Raw genomic sequence first — 16,629 nt, 5'->3', positions numbered from 1 at the left:
GCTAAGCTAATCCAAAAGAGGAGGAGAGCTTATGATAGAGGAGCATACAAATGGTCTCTTATTGAACCGGACGACAATGCTCGGTGAAAGAAACTGGCGAGATGATGATACGTATAAATTGATTTTCAGCCCTAGTGGTCATGCCGCCTACCGATTTCAAAAACATAACATGGAACTGTCTGATGGTGAGGCCATGTTCCTTAATCCGCATGAGATACATAAGCAGCTCCGCCATACGTCAGAAAAGTGGATTGTTGAATTGAAGCCAGCTTTTGTAACAGAGGTAGCACAGGAGCTGAGCGGAAATACAATTGATCCTATGTTCGCTTTAGTGGCATGTAAACACCCACTCCTTCAACAATGGTTTTCCACGACTCATCTATATTGGAGAATGGCAGCTGAAGAAAAGGAAAAAGCTCTTTGGCTGGAGAACAGCTGGATCCAGCTTACGATGGTTCTGCTCCGCCTTGTACCAGGATCTCATAGTAATAAGTGGGACATCAAAGGGTATGAACCAACCGTACATGTCGTTCTGGATGCTTTGAAACAAAGTTATCAGCAAGACTGGACATTGGATGAGATGGTGCAGTTGACACAGCTAGGGAAATATCAATTCAGTCACTTTTTTAAAAAGGAAACAGGTCTGTCTCCTTATAGCTGGTTGCAAATATATCGTGTTATCCAAAGCCAGGTGCTGCTCCGTCAAACTGACGACTCCATCCTTTCCATCGCCATGCAAGTAGGCTTTAAAAATGTAGCTTCTTACCACGCAGTATTTAGGCGTATCTACGGTCAGACTCCTGGTTTTTTTCGGAAAAACATACCTAACATATAAAAACACACAATTACTAAAATACCCGCTCCGCTCACCAGGATGAGGCTACGAATGGATAGGAAAGATAATAAAACAGCATATAGTGCCAGGGATAGTGTATTTGCTGCATACAGGAGTACAGCATTTGAGCTGAATGCCCTTCCCAGCATCACTTTTGGCACATGAGTCTGTATAAGATACACCCTGGTTAGGCTGCTTATTGGAAGGCCTATACCTATGAGGATAGCGCCGACAAAGAAGAATGGTACCATGTAAGCAGAACCGATTATACTGATTCCAAGACCCCATATAACGCATCCGAGAATATATTTTTTCATGTCCAATCTTTTTATCAGTAGCGGAATTAGAATGCTGATTATTGTTGCTCCGATACCAAAAGCGATCTGAAGGGCGTTATACCATTGTTCTCCATTTTGTGTTATTTCCTTGAAAGCAAGTAAAATGCCAACCTGCCATACCCAAGTATTGAAAAAGACCACAAAAAAGGTAGTGATGTATAGATGCAGTAGGACGGGCTTCTTACTTATCCATTTAAAGAAATCGAATACAGATCTATAAAGGGATGCAATAGACAGCCGGCCTTCCATACTGGTTGGAGGCATAGTGGGCAAACGAGATAGGCAAAGAGCGCTGATTGCGTAGGAAGCTGCATCTATTACAAAAAAGTAGATGATATCAGCACTCGCCAGCAGCCAAGCTGCGAGTATCGGACCGATTAAGGAAGCAGTACGTTGAATTGTGTCCCAAGCACTATTAGCAGCTGATAGTTTTTCTTCTGGGATTATCGCAGGGAGTACTGCTCGGTGAGCCGGATTAAAAAAACATCCACAGCACTGAAGCAGGAAACCTCCAACGAGAAGGTGAGGGTAGGTTAACCAATCCTGTATGTAGAAAAAGATGATTATAGTAAGAACGATCAGTCTGATTAGGTCAATGATTACCATTACATTTCTTCTGTTGATGTGGTCTGCCAAAGCTCCGCCGAATAATCCGAAAAGAAGGTATGGGGTTGTTTCTGCAATGGCAACAATTGTTGTATGTATACTTGAGCCAGTCATACGATAAGCGAGAAACAGGAAGGCTAATCCAGATAAGATATCACCGATTTGGGATACTGCTCCTCCTGAAAAGTAGTAGACTGCTTTTTTATTTTTGATAATGTCCTTGTACATGCTGTTCACCTCATACCCAGCATATTTCTTTAACGGAAACAAGTCGTATAGGATCTTGCTCAAAGTTAAAGCAGAATATGCTATATGGTATAATCCCAATAGGAAAAGTTTGGAGGAATCATCGGATGGGGTTAGGGATGAAGCGGCTGTTTCATGGTGCTTTTGTGCTGGCTGTCGCTGGTTTGATCAGTAAGATTTTAAGTGCGGGCTATCGAGTACCGTTTCAAAATATAGTAGGAGATAAGGGATTCTATATCTATCAGCAGGTATATCCATTCCTCGGGATAGCAGCAAGTCTAGCTCTATACGGTATTCCGGCAGCGGTGTCCAGGCTAGTTGCCGATCGGTACCGCAGTACATCGCCATCTCTTCGTTCGTTTTATTTACCGATAGGGATTTTCTTGCTCGGTCTGGCTGTGATTACATTTGCTTTGCTGTATATGGCAGCACCGCAAATAGCCGGGCTGATGGGTGATCCAGCTTTGGAGAAACCACTCCAAGCAGCAGCTTTCATTTTCTTGGCAGTTCCATTTACTTCGATTTTACGAGGTGTTTATCAAGGAAAGCAGAATATGACGCCAACAGCTGTTTCACAAGTAGTGGAGCAGCTTGTCCGTGTAGGCTTGATTCTTGCCGTCACTTTCCTGCTTGTTCGTTCAGGGAGTGATTTGTACGATATAGGAGCTAAAGCTGCACTGGCATCCCTAGTAGGGGCGTGCTTTGGTATCGTAATACTTTGCCTTTATATGAGGAAAGAGCCGATTATTTCATCGGTGGAGCAGCGCCTTTCGTGGAGATATATCATAAAGACAATCCTCGTATACGGCCTTTTTATTTGTCTAAACTATATGCTATTGCTGTTATTGCAGTTTGCCGATGCTTTCACGCTTGTTTCTGGATTGCTGGATCATGGTTTGCGTTTGGATGAAGCACGTGAATGGAAAGGGATATATGATCGAGGACAGCCGCTAGTCCAATTAGGTATCGTCGTCGGTTCCTCTCTGGCATTAGCATTCGTGCCGTCTATAACGAAGGATCAGTTGATAAGCGAGAAGACTGCTGTTATGCATTTGCTGCATAGTGGGTGGAAGCTCAGCTTCCTATTATCAATCGCAGCAACAGCGGGATTGATCGCTCTGTTTCCGCTAGTCAACGAACTGCTGTTTAAGGATGATGTCGGTACATATTCTTTGCAGGTATTCACGCTGACGATCTTTGTTTGTTCGCTCACATTGACGACAGCCTCGATGTTAGAGACTTTGGGAAAGTGGAAACAAACAGCTGCTATAATCGCAGCCGGTTTTCTCTTAAAGTGGTTTTTGAATATATGGCTCGTTCCGATCTATGGAATAATGGGCGCATCATTGGCGACTGTCATTACTGTGGCATGCATTTTAGCTTGCAATATGTATCTACTGAAACGCTATCTGCCGGAGATTAAATTATTCCAGCTTCCATGGAGAAGTTTATTTGTCGGATTATTGTCCATGCTTGTCGCTGTCGGACTTTTATATGTAGCTGCCGTCGAATTGTTTCACGTGAAAACACGAATTTTGTTATTGGGGTATGTATTGTTTGCGGTCATCGTTGGTGCTTTATTGTATGGAATAGCCTTGATAAAGACAGGGGCATTCAATCGATCAGAGTTAGAATCGTTGCCATTTAGCAAACACTTACTGCGCTTAGAAGGGAGAAAAGTAAAATGAAGCACACTATTGAAGTTGTCGGTCTTGGTGGTGGTGATATAAATCAGTTGTCACTAGGAATATATAAGAAATTAAAAGAGCATGGAGAACCTATCTTTGTAAGAACGAAGGATCATCCTGTTGTCAGAACATTGGAGGAAGAAGGGGTGGAGTTCCATTCCTATGACGAAATTTACGAAAATCATCCAGATTTTCAATCGGTCTATGAAGAAATAGCAAATAGTTTATTCCGACAAGCAGAGGAAGGTTCGTTGATTTATGCGGTTCCGGGTCATCCGATGCTAGCTGAAATGACAGTTCAGCTGCTATTGGCTCAACAAGAAGTAGACGTGAAGATTATCGGAGGCCAGAGCTTTTTGGATGATTTGTTCTCTGCGCTGCGAATTGATCCGATTGATGGCTTCCAGTTCGTCGATGCCACGTCATTCAAACGCGATGAGCTGGAATACAGACAACATCTCATCTTCTGTCAGGTGTATGATCAAATGGTTGCTTCGGAAGTAAAACTGGAGCTATTAGAAGATTTACCGCCGGAATATCCGATTACGATTGTAGACGCAGTAGGCAGCTCGGATGAGAGCATCAAAACTGTAATGCTGGAGGACTTGGACAGGAGTGTAGAATTCAGCAATTTGATGAGTGTGTATGTACCGCCAGCAGTTTCCTTGGAGATGAATCACAAGTTCTACAGATTACGTGAGGTTATCCAGACACTGAGAGGTCCAGGAGGCTGTCCGTGGGATCAAAAACAAACTCATGAATCTTTACGCCGATATTTAATAGAAGAGGCGTACGAATTGATTGATGCTATCAACAAGGATGACGATGAGAATCTTATCGAGGAGCTCGGGGATGTACTGCTCCAGGTTATGCTGCACAGTCAAATCGGTGAAGATGATGGTTACTTCTCTATTGAAGATGTTATTCGAAGTGTGACTGAAAAGATGATTCGCCGTCATCCTCATGTTTTCGGAGAGGCAGTTTTGGAAACTGAAGAAGAACTGAGCAAGAGCTGGGAAGCTATTAAGCAGGAAGAAAAGGCAGAGTATGAACTAGAGCAAGATGAAGAATCTCTGCAGCCGGAGCTGATGAAAGCAGCAGACATTGGCAAGCAGAAACCTTCTCCATCTAATTTGGCGCAGCTGTTGGCTGAGTTTAGCAGAAGGGCATCAGAGGCAGAGATAGATGAAAATGTCGTTGGAGAGCTTCTGTTTGCTATTGCTTCATATGCGGGCTATTATAAAATAAATCCAGAAATTGCTTTACATCAAGTAATAGAGGGAAAGAAAAGTACGGATAAAGGAAGTGAATGATATGCGTTTAGATAAATTTCTAAAAGTCTCACGATTGATCAAACGCCGGACATTGGCAAAAGAAGTGGCCGATCAAGGCCGTATAACGATCAACGGCGTCCAGGCGAAGGCTTCAACAAATGTAGCAGTTGGAGATGAGATGGCGATCCGTTTCGGTCAGAAGCTGCTTACGATTGAGGTACAGCAGCTGAAGGAAGCAGTTAAGAAGGAAGATGCTGCGACACTGTACACAGTGAAAAAGGAAGAGCCTGTGCAATAAACCCGTTCTAACCTTGTCCCTTTCTTCATAGATTGTTAGGGATAAAGGGAGGCGGTAATGATGGATCAAACCCGGAAAACCCAAGCGGATCATGATATAAAGATGTTCAATCGGAAATCGCTCGAGATCAGCGGTGTGAAGGAAGTGGACAGCTTTGATAGCGAAGAATTCTTGCTCCAGACTGAGATGGGCTATATGATCATTCGCGGGAGCAACCTGCATATGAAGAACCTTGATTTGCAGGAGGGGAAGGTATCAATCAAAGGCAAAATCCAAGAGCTATCCTATTTGGATGAGCATAATGGGGAAAAGGCTAAAGGAATCTTTAGCAAGCTCTTCAAATGACGCTCACTGTCCAATTCCTCACCATAGTGTCGATGATTGCCGGCGGGGTTTATCTTGGTGCAGCCATGGATACGTTCCGCCGCTTTGAACGACATTGGAAGAAGCAGGTCTTCATGCGTTACATCATGGAATGCGGCTTCTGGCTGCTGCAGACTTTGCTGTTGTTTTTCCTGCTGTTTCAAGTGAACCAGGGGGAAATGCGCTTTTATATTCTTTTAGCATTGTTATGTGGTTTTGCGGGATATAGAGCTTTATTCCAGACAAGCTATCGACGGGTGCTCGAATGGCTTATCCGTGTCATCCGGCGGACTATACTGATTGTCAGAAGGATTTTACAGGTACTTATCCTGACACCAATCCGTTTGCTGCTCCAAGGACTCCTGCTGCTGATAGGAGGAGTGGTGACGCTCGTATGGAAATTGATACGGTTGGTTCTGCTTATACTCCTCTACCCGATACGTTTAATTGGGCGGCTGGTGTGGAGAATGACGCCAAAAAAGTACCGAAAAATTTACTCCAAATTAGCAGGTATCTATAGTAAAATGAAGAATATAGCAAAGAAAGCACTTGCTTCACTGCGCAGAGCAAGGAGGTAAAAATGGCGTGGCAAGAAAAAAACGAAATGTAACGAAGATGGAGTCCAGCTACACGAGACAATACGACGCATATACAGAACGGCAGCGGAAAAAACAGAAAAGACTCTTTCGGCGTTTGATCTTGTTCGCCGCTTTTGCAGTTGTTCTGCTTGGATTAATGGTAGGTTATCATATTCATCAGCGAGGTGTTTATGCTTCTAAGCAGACAGAATATAAAGAGAAGCAGGAAGAGTTAGCCAGCTTGCAAAAGAAGGAAGAGGATCTTAAAGAGGAAATCGAACTTTTGAACGATAAGAGTTATGTACTGGAAATCGCCAGAACGAACTATTTCTACTCAAAAGACGGTGAAACCATTTTTAAAATCACCGAAGAGGAACCCTCTTATTGACACCCTTTTCCAAGCTTTTATATAATATATAAGAAGTATATTTCTTTCAAACTTTAAGGAGGAGCATTTTTTTTATGTCAATTGAAGTAGGCAGCAAGTATCAGGGTAAGGTAACGGGAATCACTAATTTCGGAGCATTCGTAGAATTGCCAGGAGGTTCTACTGGTCTAGTTCATATTAGTGAAGTTGCCGATAATTACGTGAAAGACATTAATGAACATTTGTCTGTTGGCGATATGATCACAGTCAAGGTTATTAATGAAAAGGACGGAAAGATTGGACTTTCAATTAAGAAAGCGAAAGATAATCCGCCACCAGCACGTCGTAATAACAACAATAGAGGTTCCGGACATGGCGGCGGTCACCGTGAGCGCCCCGAGAATTTTGAAGCAAAAATGAATCGCTTCTTGAAGGATTCAGAGGACCGTCTTGCGTCCCTTAAGAAACACACAGAATCAAAACGTGGTGGCAGAGGCGCTAAAAAAGGTTAAACTTGCTGTCTATATATTGGGATTTGATAAAATGCAAATCTTAAGATATAAAATGATTGATGGATGCTGAAAAGCATCCTTTTTTTTTGTACACAAAAAAAAAGGAATGCAATTTGCATTCCTTTTTTAGGGATAGCGGCGGAGGGGATCGAACCCCCGACCTCACGGGTATGAACCGTACGCTCTAGCCAGCTGAGCTACACCGCCATATAAATGAATTGTTTAGAAGCACAAGGAATATAATACAACAGCCTGGACTATATGTCAACAATAAATTTATCGGTACCGTCTGGCAGGAAAAATACGGTATAGTAGAACTATAGATTAGGGGAGGGGATCAGGATGATTTGTCTTGTCAGACATGGAGAAACAGATTGGAATAAGCTAGGGAAAGTACAAGGAAGTACAGATATACCGCTGAATGAAAGAGGAATCAGACAGGCGCAGGCAACCCGTGATTTTCTTGCAGGAAGTGATTTTGATCTGATTGTAGCAAGTCCGATGAAACGGGCCAGAAAAACAGCAGATATTCTTAATGAAGCATTACAACTGCCGCTTGTAGAGATGGAAGGTTTCGTCGAAAGAGGCTTTGGTGAAGCAGAGGGACTGACACGGGCAGAGCGAGAGGCGAAATATCCTAGCTGGGACTTCCCTGGTATGGAATCATGGGAGGACTTAGTGGAGCGGGTTATGCTGGCTTTGCAGGAAGTGAATGCGAAGTATGGCGATAAGAAGGTACTGCTCGTATGTCATGGAGCCGTCATCTCAGCAATCCTATCTACTATTTCTAATGGAGAAATTGATACAGAGAACACACATCTAGTTAACGCTTGCTTGAGCAATATCCAGTTTATCGAAGAAAAGTGGAAAGTACATGATTATAACCTTTCCGAACATCTGGCTAATATATAAAAAAAACCTGCATCCATTCATGGATGCAGGTTTTTCTATTAATGCGTTTCGGAAGGTTTTCCGACAGGTGTTGTAGTAGCTGTTGATTGTTCCTGTTCAATCTCATCTGCAGGGCGAACCTTTTTCAGGAAGAAGGAAAGGATGAAACCAACTGCTGCGATAAGCGTTGCAATCCAGAAAGCATCATTGATACCTTCGATGGAACCAAGCAATGTTGCTTGCTGCTGTGGTGTACCAGACGTAATCATGTCTGTAACGTGTTCTTTAGATTGAGTCGAGAACACAGTAACTAGCAATGCAGTACCGATTGCACCGGCCATCTGACGAAGTGTATTCGCCATTGCTGTACCGTGAGCATAATACCGTTTAGGAAGCTGATTCAAACCAGCTGTCATGATTGGCATCATAACCATAGATACACCGATCATACGGAAAGTATAGACAGTCATCATATACGTGTAAGTTGTATCAATAGTCAACGTACTCAAGAAGTAAGTTGTTATCGTTGTGATTAGAAGTCCGATCAATGCAAGCGGACGAGCACCGATTTTATCGAACAATTTACCAGTAATCGGCGACATGATCGCAGAAACCAGTGCACCAGGCAATAGCAAGAGACCTGATTTAAGTGGTGAATAACCAAGCATATTCTGTGTGAAAATCGGAATCAATAGCATAGCTGCAAACATAGCCATCGTAATGACAACGTTGATTGAAGTTGATAGAGAGAACATCCAATATTTGAATACACGGAACTCAAGCATTGGTTTTTTGATTGTCAATTGGCGGATGATAAAGATGATTAAGGATATTCCACCCACTACAAGTGTTGAGATTACTGGTGCAGAATCCCATCCTTTATCTCCAGCAACACTGAAGCCATACAGCAAGCCGCCGAATCCGATTGTTGAAAGGATGACGGATAGTACATCAACTGTTGATTTCTGTGTTTTCGTTACATTTCGCAGAATGAATACTGCAAGAATGATATCAATGATAGCGATAGGCAAGATAATGAAGAATAACCATCTCCATGATACGTGCTCAACTACAAACCCAGAAAGTGTAGGTCCGATTGCAGGTGCGAACATCATCGCTAGACCGATGACACCCATTGCGCTGCCTCGTTTTTCAATTGGGTACAAGCTCAATACAGTATTAAATAGTAAAGGCATCATGATACCAGCGCCGGCTGCTTGTACAATACGGCCGATCAAGATTGTTGTAAAGTCAGGTCCAACTCCACAAATAAGTGTTCCGATTGCGAACAGGCTCATTGCAGTGATAAATAGCTTACGAGTTGTGAATCTTTCCATAAAGAAGGCGGTAATCGGAATTAAAATACCGTTTACGAGCATAAATGCTGTTGTCAGCCATTGAGCTGAGTTTTCTTGTATATCCAAATCTTCCATCATGACAGGTAATGCGATGTTCATTAGTGTCTGGTTAAGGATTGCAACGAATGCACCTAGAACCAAGATGGCGACGATCGGACCTCTGGTTAACGTTTCCGGACTAACATAGGCGGAACGATCTTTCATGTTGTTTCATCTCCTTGAGTTGTTATCTTTTGTAGCAAACGGCTGTGAAGAGACAATAATGTCTCAACTTCTTCCGTGCTGAAGTCTGAAATGTTCCCCAATCTTTGCAAATAGGTTCGGTAGGCTGTCTTTTTCTGCTCCAGTCCCTTTGGAGTTAGTGACAGAACGATTGCGCGGCGGTCGTGTGTCGAGCGCTCCCGTTTCACCAATTCAGCTTGTACAAGCCTTTCAACCGTTTCGCTTACTGTACTCTTGCTTGCATTCACCTTATGGGCAAGATCATTCAAGCCAGTTCCCGGCTCGTCCGCTAATACTTTAAGGATGTGCAGCTGAACGACAGTCACACCCAATTGATCAGCATTATGCCAAAATTGCTTGTGGAAAGCTTGATTCAGACATCGAAACGATTGGATCACTTGGCTGATTTTTTCCTCATCAGTCAAAGTTGTCATCCCCTCAACAAAAAAATAGTTCGCATGCGAACTGTTTCAGTAGGAACTATTCTACTCCTCTTTTAAAAAAAAGCAATATCGAAGTTTTATGGAAAACGCTTCCTATAAAAAATAAAAGTTTTCTGACAAGACTTACTGAACCCGAGCTTATTACGACACGGAAAATTGCCGCAAAAAAGCACATGCTGTCCAAGCTATGTTGAAGCCGGTTAGAAGGTATGGGATTAAGTCGAAATGTTTTTGGGTCTCACTCGGTTCTTTTGACAAATTGTGAATGAGGGATGTGGTTAAATGACTATATTCAAATAAGAGTTTGTCCCGGGGATTACCATAGTATGTACACAGAGCCTCGGTAAATATGAGGATAGGAGTGTTCAATGAAATGGAGACAGTATCAAGAAAGAAATGGGGCATCTATGGAGTGGAGCAGAAGCGGTTGGAGAATTGGAAGAAGAAAGGGTTCGATCTTGCGAAACTTCTATTAATAGAGAAAGCGTGGCTTTTGGCTTTAGTAGGCTTCTTACTTGGACGGGCTGTAGTACTGACCACTGTTTCCCCATTCGCGGTAGCATTCCTGGCATCCATCTGGCTGACAAGAAGGAAAAAGATGGTGCAGATCACATTGGCAACAGTTGCTGGAGCAAGCACCTATCATTGGACACATGGCCTTTATATAGCAGGTGCCGCATTTGTCCTTTATTTCCTGGCTCTGCTTTGTAAAAGGATACCGCATCAAATTCGGGTTATGGCTGTACTCGTCTTTCTGGCAAGTTCTCTCCCGAGGATGCTGGCACTCTCTTATGAAAGTACCTTGTCCAGCTTTGACTGGATGATGATCGGTGTTGAAGGAATTCTTGGTTCTGTACTCTTTATCATCTTTATGCAAAGCATTCCGTTATTATCCATTAAAAGATATTATCCGGCATTAAAGAATGAAGAGATAGTCTGCTTGATCATTTTGCTCGCCTCAGTATTGACCGGCACGATCGGCTGGCAAATACAAGGAGCCGGTATTGAACAGATATTCTCCCGCTACTTTGTTTTGCTGCTGGCTTTGATAGGCGGCGCGGCAATGGGGTCGACTGTTGGGGTCGTTGCGGGCTTGATCCTCAGTCTTGCCAATGTCGCCAGTCTCTATGAAATGAGCCTCTTAGCCTTTGCTGGTTTACTTGGCGGCTTATTAAAAGATGGAAAGAAATTCGGGGTGAGCATCGGTCTTGTTATAGGTACATTACTTATCGGGGTGTATGGGCAGGAACAGGGCATGCAGGAGGTGTATCCGTCTTTGCTTGCTTCAGCTATTAGTATTCTGCTGCTCGTTTTGACACCGGACAGCTGGATCCGGCGTATGTCCCGCTTTGTTCCTGGAACTGCTGAGCACAGCCAAGAGCAGGAGCAATATCTGCAAAAGGTACGGGATGTTACAGCGAATCGCGTACAGCAGTTTTCTAATGTGTTTGATGCGTTGGCGAAGAGCTTCGCTACGCCTGATAGGGCTGCAGAAGATGTGCGGAATCGAGAGACTGATTTTCTGCTTGGCAATGTAACCGAGCAGACGTGTCAGTTGTGCTTTAAAAAAGATCGTTGCTGGGGGGCGCAGCAGTTTGATCGAACCTATCAATTAATGGAGAGTCTTAAGGAGGATATGGAAGACGGTGGACCGCCGAATAAGCTGCTGGAGCGGAACCTGGAATCCCACTGTGTCAAATCGAAGAAAGTGATCGAAACGATGAAGCATGAGCTGAGTTTCCATCAAGCTAATCAGATGCTGCGGCGGCAAGTACAGGAAAGCCGCCGCTTTGTTGCCGATCAGCTTAACGGCGTATCTGAGGTAATGGGCGACTTTGCAAAAGAAATCGTCAAGGAAAAGGAGAACCATGAACATCAAGAGGTAGAGATGATGGCTGCTTTGCGGGCGGCTGGCTTAGTCGTGGACAAGCTGGATGTATTCTCCCTGACGAAAGGGAGCATCGATATTGAGATGCATGTATCTATACAGGGATACCATGGCGAGGGGCAAAAGCTGATTGGCCCTATTTTATCCGACATTCTTGGGGAGACTGTCGTCGTAACGAAGGAAGAAATAGCGCCGTTTCCAGACAAGTCCTGTTTCCTGGCGTTCTCTTCTATTAAGAAATTCGTCGTGGATACAGGTGTTGCACATGCGGCAAAAGGTGGGGGGTTCGTGTCGGGAGACAGTTTTTCCACGATCGAACTAGGGGCGGGCAAGTACGCGATTGCAATTAGTGATGGTATGGGAAATGGGGACAGAGCACATGAGGAAAGCACCGAGACATTGCGGCTGCTTCAGCAGATTCTGCAGTCAGGAATCAGAGAAGAAGTAGCAATCAAATCAATTAATTCGATCCTCTCGCTTCGCTCCAACGAAGAGATATTCGCAACATTGGATCTGGCAGTCATCGATTTACATGATGCAGCAGTCCAATTCCTTAAAATCGGATCGACACCAAGCTTTATTAAGCGCGGTGATCAGGTCCTTAAAATAGAGTCTGGTAACTTACCAATCGGCATCGTTCAGGATCTGGAGGTAGACGTCGTCCAGGAGCAGCTGCAGCCAGGGGACTTGCTCGTTATGATGAGTGACGGAATTTTCGAAGCTCCGCGGCATGTGGAGAATACAGATGTCTGGCTGAAACGGAAGATCAAGGAGATGAATACAACCGTTCCCCAGGAGATGGCTGATTTGCTCCTGGAAGAGGTAGTTCGCCACCGAGCGGGAGAGATTGAGGACGATATGACTGTCATGGTGGCAGCAATTGATCGTAACATGCCGGAATGGGCATCCATTCCTACTTATAAAAACAAAGTGAAGGAGGCATAGCCAACGTATATTATCTCTCTTTCCCGTCGATGATGGAGATAACGAATGGAGAAGAGGGATAACGATGAAACCGAGTACGCTGAAACAGATTCTGCTGATCACAGATGGATGCTCCAACCGCGGTGAAGATCCAGCAGCGGTCGCTGCCTTGGCTAATGCCCAACATATTACGGTAAATGTAATCGGTATTCTGGAGGAGGGGCATACGGAACATTCACTTAGCCTCGAAGAAGTGGAGAATATTGCAAAAGCAGGAGGCGGTGTCAGTCAGTTAATCTATAAGCAAGCTTTGACAGAGACAGTCCAAATGGTAACGAAACAGGCAATGACCCAGACGATCGAGGGGGTCGTGAATCGGGAACTAAAGCAAATCTTGGGCCCAGGAAATACATTGGACGATTTGCCGCCAGAAAAAAGAGGGGATGTACTGGAGGTCGTGGAGGAGATAAGTGAAACGGCTAATCTGGAAGTTCTTATACTTGTAGATACGAGCGCCAGCATGCACCATAAGCTTCCTGTCGTGAAGGAAGCCTTAATCGATCTTTCGATTAGTATGAATGCACGTCTTGGCAACAACAAGTTTTCCATACTCGGTTTCCCGGGAAAAAGGGATCCCGCTGTCAAAGTAATGGAGTGGACAGAGCGCCTGGAAAACGTGTCTTCTGTATTCCCGAAGCTTGCAACAGGCGGAGTCACGCCGACAGGGCCTGCGCTGCGGGAAGCAATCCATGAATTCAGCCGCCAATCACTGCCAAAACGTACTGACGTGATTACCGAATATGAAGAATTCGGCAGCTGATATACATCCAGGAATCCGTTTGACGGGCAAATGGCATAATGGAAACTATCCGCTGATACGAAAACTTGGTAGCGGAGCAATCGGCACTGTTTATCTGACAAAAAGAAACGGCGTCGATGCCGCCTTGAAAATCAGTGATAAGCGTACCTCGATGACGATGGAAATGAACGTACTGCAATCGCTGAAAAAGGTCCAGGGACATTTCCTAGGACCTTGTTTGTTTGATACTGATGACTATGTCAGTCCAAGCGGCCAGTTGTATACCTTTTATGTGATGGAGTATATCCAGGGAAGCAGACTTGATACATACATAAAAGCTAAAGGAGTGGAGTGGCTTCCGGTATTACTGCTGAGTCTGCTGGAAGATTTGGATCACCTGCATCAGGCAGGATGGGTTTTTGGTGATTTGAAGCTGGATAATCTGGTAGTCAGTGAAAACCCGGTCCGGCTCAGATGGGTAGATGTAGGAGGAACAACCCAATTAGGACGTGCAATTAAAGAATATACCGAGTTTTATGACCGGGGCCATTGGGGTATGGGAAGCAGGAAAGCAGAACCCACATATGATTTATTTGCACTTGCTATGACAGCCTTGGAAATATTGAATGGCGGAAGATTTCTAAAAGGAGAAACGCCGAAGTCTACTATACGGAAGGCGCTCTCCCGTACTGAAAAACTCCGGCCCATATTGGAGAAGGCATTGTTAGGCAAGTATTCTACTGGCACTGCAATGAAGCAGGATCTGGTGAAACATCTTATGAGAAACAAAACTCCTGCTGCTGCAACACCTTCCCGAGTAGCGAAGAGCAATCGACGCAAGGCGGGTTTGGGAGAGTGCGTATTGTTAAGTTTCTATGGTATCGCTTGCTATGTACTTTATCTGCTGCAATAAACTTTTTGTCTTGCTGTATAAGTGGTACGATAAAAGCAGCAACTACATAAGGATGACGGTAAATGGAACAGACTGTGACAGCATTTATGGACAGACATGGTTTATGGAAGGAAGGTACAACTATCCTGGTAGGTGTATCTGGCGGACCGGATTCGATGGCGCTGCTCCATTTCCTAAAGGAACAAAGCCAGCGGCAAAATTGGCATATTATCGCCTTAAGTGTCGATCATGGTTTGCGAGGCGAGGAATCTAGGTTAGATACGGTATTTGTGAAAGAAACTTGTGAAAATTGGGGAATTGTATCTGAAACTGTAACTTTAGATGTTCCAGGATGGAAGAAAGAGCATCAGCAAAGCACCCAGGTTGCAGCGAGGGAAATGCGCTACCGCTATTTTGAGGAATGCATGGATCGTTATGAGGCAGAAGCTTTGTTTCTTGCTCATCATGGGGACGATCAGGCAGAAACCATTTTGATGAGGCTGGCACGCGGATCTAATCCTGCTGCAGTCAGCGGAATGGATATTACACGGTCATTCGCTAGCGGAGAACTCATCCGGCCGATGTTATCGTGCAGCAAAGTGCAAATTCAACAATATTGTGAACAGCACGACATACCGTATCGTATCGATCCTTCTAACGCTACAGAAGATTACACGCGTAATTTCTTCAGACATCGTGTCCTTGCGCCTATAAAAACAGAATTCCCGACATTCCATCAGCATGCGCAGCGCTTTAGCGAAGCGCTTAAAGCAGATGAAGCTTATCTGGAAGGACAGGCAGCGGAGATGTTTGCAGAAGTAGTGGATTATGATGCCGGGAAACAGGCGGCAGCCTTTGAAATAGACCGATTTCTTACATACCCGATTGCTTTACAAAGAAGAGTGTATCATCTAATATTGATGTATCTGTATCAAGCGCTTCCGGTGGACTTGCACCATCGGCACGAAGCGCAGTTCTTTGAACTGATAGCTAGCTCTAAAGCAAACAGCTCTTTAGATTTTCCGGCAGGATTACAACTGACAAAGTCCTATAGCCGAATGACGGTTTCTTTCTGTAATGAGGCGAAGGACTTATTCCACTATACATTTCACGCTCCCGGAAGCGTCACGTTACCTGATGGATCTCTATTAACGGCTTCTTTTACCCCACACTCAACCGAAAACGGTTCCCACGTCTTCGTATTGCCCCTGGCGGATGTTACCTTGCCTTTGCAGGTCCGTACAAGGAAAAATGGCGACAAAATGAAGCTGCGCGGAATGAGAGGGACCAAAAAAGTAAAAGATATTTTCATTGATGAAAAAATTCCGGCTGTTAAAAGGCGGGACTGGCCGATTGTGGAGGATGCGACTGGCACCATTTTATGGCTTATCGGTTTAAGAAAAGGGGAAACAGGCAGAACAACAGGAGAATCAGGCAGCTATTTGCGTCTGTGCTACCAAGCGAAAAAAGGGGAACAAACAGGAGGACCGAGCAATGCATGATGAGATTGAGAAAGTACTGATAACGAAGGAAGAGATTGAAGCGAAATGCGCTGAGATTGGCAAGCAGCTTACAGAGGAATACAAGGATTCATTCCCGCTTGCTATCGGCGTATTGAAGGGTGCCCTTCCATTCATGTCCGATGTACTCCGTCATATGGATACACATCTGGAGATGGATTTCATGGATGTGTCCAGCTACGGCGGCGGTATGACATCTTCTGGTGAAGTAAAGATCGTCAAGGACTTGGATACAAAAGTGGAAGGCAGAGATCTTTTGATCATCGAGGATATCATCGACAGTGGTCTTACTTTGAGCTATCTGGTGGATTTGTTCAAATACCGGAAAGCGAAGTCGATTAAAATCGTCACGCTTCTTGATAAGCCTTCAGGACGTACGGCGAAGATCCAGGCGGACTTGGTCGGTTTCCGTGTGCCAAATGAATTCGTTGTCGGCTACGGTTTGGATTATCAGGAGAAGTATCGTAATTTGCCGTATATCGGTGTTTTAAAACCGGAAGTATATGGCGGCGCCCGTGCCGAATAATCGGTACCGGTATGGATCATCTTCCTTTTACATAAGGTAAAGGGTATTTAGTTGTATAGCA

The 16,629-nt window shown here is 44.4% G+C and carries 17 protein-coding genes and 1 tRNA gene; 14 read left to right on the top strand and 4 right to left on the bottom strand.

Features of this window, described 5'->3' with window-relative positions; translation table 11 throughout:
• The first annotated feature begins 31 nt into the window (after positions 1-31).
• Entirely contained in the window at positions 32-835 is an 804-nt protein-coding gene (locus tag GZ22_RS18030; protein ID WP_051748210.1) for an AraC family transcriptional regulator, read from the top strand.
• Here GZ22_RS18030 and GZ22_RS10915 read toward each other — a convergent pair.
• Positions 793-2,007 carry an MFS transporter gene (locus GZ22_RS10915; RefSeq protein WP_038562421.1) on the bottom strand — a complete coding sequence of 405 codons (1,215 nt, stop codon included), beginning with the start codon at positions 2,005-2,007 and terminating at the stop codon, positions 793-795. The genes GZ22_RS18030 and GZ22_RS10915 overlap by 43 nt on opposite strands.
• A gap of 137 nt (positions 2,008-2,144) precedes the next feature.
• On the opposite strand from GZ22_RS10915, the gene GZ22_RS10910 reads away from it, so the two are divergent.
• From GZ22_RS10910 to GZ22_RS10880, 7 genes are all read left to right on the top strand, one after another.
• Positions 2,145-3,713 (top strand): putative polysaccharide biosynthesis protein, encoded by a 1,569-nt coding sequence (locus tag GZ22_RS10910; RefSeq protein ID WP_164072073.1) that lies wholly within the window; start codon positions 2,145-2,147, stop codon positions 3,711-3,713.
• On the top strand, positions 3,710-5,026 hold the full coding sequence (gene yabN, locus GZ22_RS10905; protein ID WP_084160720.1) for a bifunctional methyltransferase/pyrophosphohydrolase YabN: 1,317 nt from the start codon (positions 3,710-3,712) through the stop codon (positions 5,024-5,026). Before GZ22_RS10910 ends, yabN begins: the two co-directional genes overlap by 4 nt.
• 1 nt (position 5,027) lies before the next feature.
• On the top strand, positions 5,028-5,285 hold the full coding sequence (locus tag GZ22_RS10900) for an RNA-binding S4 domain-containing protein (RefSeq protein ID WP_038562415.1): 258 nt from the start codon (positions 5,028-5,030) through the stop codon (positions 5,283-5,285).
• A 57-nt stretch (positions 5,286-5,342) separates the two neighbouring features.
• The gene (gene yabP / locus GZ22_RS10895) at positions 5,343-5,630 is read left to right on the top strand and encodes a sporulation protein YabP (protein WP_093881680.1); all 288 of its coding nucleotides are present in this window, start codon (positions 5,343-5,345) and stop codon (positions 5,628-5,630) included.
• Positions 5,627-6,226, top strand: a complete 600-nt coding sequence (yabQ, locus tag GZ22_RS10890; RefSeq protein WP_038562409.1) for a spore cortex biosynthesis protein YabQ — start codon at positions 5,627-5,629, stop codon at positions 6,224-6,226. Before yabP ends, yabQ begins: the two co-directional genes overlap by 4 nt.
• A gap of 7 nt (positions 6,227-6,233) precedes the next feature.
• Complete coding sequence (locus tag GZ22_RS10885) at positions 6,234-6,614, top strand: FtsB family cell division protein (protein ID WP_038562406.1); 381 nt, start codon at positions 6,234-6,236, stop codon at positions 6,612-6,614.
• Positions 6,615-6,688: 74 nt separating this feature from the next.
• Positions 6,689-7,105, top strand: coding sequence for a S1 domain-containing RNA-binding protein (locus GZ22_RS10880; protein WP_038562403.1), 417 nt, complete (start codon positions 6,689-6,691; stop codon positions 7,103-7,105).
• A 133-nt stretch (positions 7,106-7,238) separates the two neighbouring features.
• Here GZ22_RS10880 and GZ22_RS10875 read toward each other — a convergent pair.
• Positions 7,239-7,312, bottom strand: a tRNA-Met gene (locus GZ22_RS10875).
• Positions 7,313-7,441: 129 nt separating this feature from the next.
• Between GZ22_RS10875 and GZ22_RS10870 the strand changes: the two genes are divergently transcribed.
• The gene (locus GZ22_RS10870) at positions 7,442-8,017 is read left to right on the top strand and encodes a histidine phosphatase family protein (protein WP_093881679.1); all 576 of its coding nucleotides are present in this window, start codon (positions 7,442-7,444) and stop codon (positions 8,015-8,017) included.
• A 38-nt stretch (positions 8,018-8,055) separates the two neighbouring features.
• Here GZ22_RS10870 and GZ22_RS10865 read toward each other — a convergent pair whose 3' ends face one another.
• Positions 8,056-9,558: a DHA2 family efflux MFS transporter permease subunit gene (locus GZ22_RS10865; protein WP_051748208.1), complete on the bottom strand. Its 1,503-nt coding sequence runs from the start codon at positions 9,556-9,558 to the stop codon at positions 8,056-8,058.
• Positions 9,555-10,001 carry a MarR family winged helix-turn-helix transcriptional regulator gene (locus tag GZ22_RS10860; protein WP_051748206.1) on the bottom strand — a complete coding sequence of 149 codons (447 nt, stop codon included), beginning with the start codon at positions 9,999-10,001 and terminating at the stop codon, positions 9,555-9,557. The genes GZ22_RS10865 and GZ22_RS10860 overlap by 4 nt, the downstream gene beginning before the upstream one ends.
• A gap of 391 nt (positions 10,002-10,392) precedes the next feature.
• Here GZ22_RS10860 and spoIIE point away from each other — a divergent pair, with 391 nt between their 5' ends.
• The 5 genes from spoIIE (at position 10,393) to hpt (ending at position 16,568) form a co-directional block, all read left to right on the top strand.
• Positions 10,393-12,852 carry a stage II sporulation protein E gene (spoIIE, locus tag GZ22_RS10855; protein ID WP_038562394.1) on the top strand — a complete coding sequence of 820 codons (2,460 nt, stop codon included), beginning with the start codon at positions 10,393-10,395 and terminating at the stop codon, positions 12,850-12,852.
• 64 nt (positions 12,853-12,916) lie between these two features.
• Positions 12,917-13,651 (top strand): vWA domain-containing protein, encoded by a 735-nt coding sequence (locus tag GZ22_RS10850; RefSeq protein ID WP_038562391.1) that lies wholly within the window; start codon positions 12,917-12,919, stop codon positions 13,649-13,651.
• Positions 13,632-14,543 (top strand): protein kinase domain-containing protein, encoded by a 912-nt coding sequence (locus tag GZ22_RS10845; protein ID WP_038562389.1) that lies wholly within the window; start codon positions 13,632-13,634, stop codon positions 14,541-14,543. Before GZ22_RS10850 ends, GZ22_RS10845 begins: the two co-directional genes overlap by 20 nt.
• A gap of 62 nt (positions 14,544-14,605) precedes the next feature.
• Positions 14,606-16,024 (top strand): tRNA lysidine(34) synthetase TilS, encoded by a 1,419-nt coding sequence (gene tilS, locus GZ22_RS10840; protein ID WP_038562383.1) that lies wholly within the window; start codon positions 14,606-14,608, stop codon positions 16,022-16,024.
• A complete protein-coding gene (hpt, locus tag GZ22_RS10835) occupies positions 16,017-16,568 on the top strand; it encodes a hypoxanthine phosphoribosyltransferase (RefSeq protein WP_038562381.1) in 552 nt (183 codons plus the stop codon). The genes tilS and hpt overlap by 8 nt, the downstream gene beginning before the upstream one ends.
• The last annotated feature ends 61 nt before the right edge of the window (positions 16,569-16,629 follow it).

This window comes from Terribacillus saccharophilus (assembly GCF_000725365.1).
GTDB lineage: Bacteria > Bacillota > Bacilli > Bacillales > Amphibacillaceae > Terribacillus > Terribacillus saccharophilus.
This window is presented reverse-complemented; position numbering and strand designations above follow the sequence as displayed.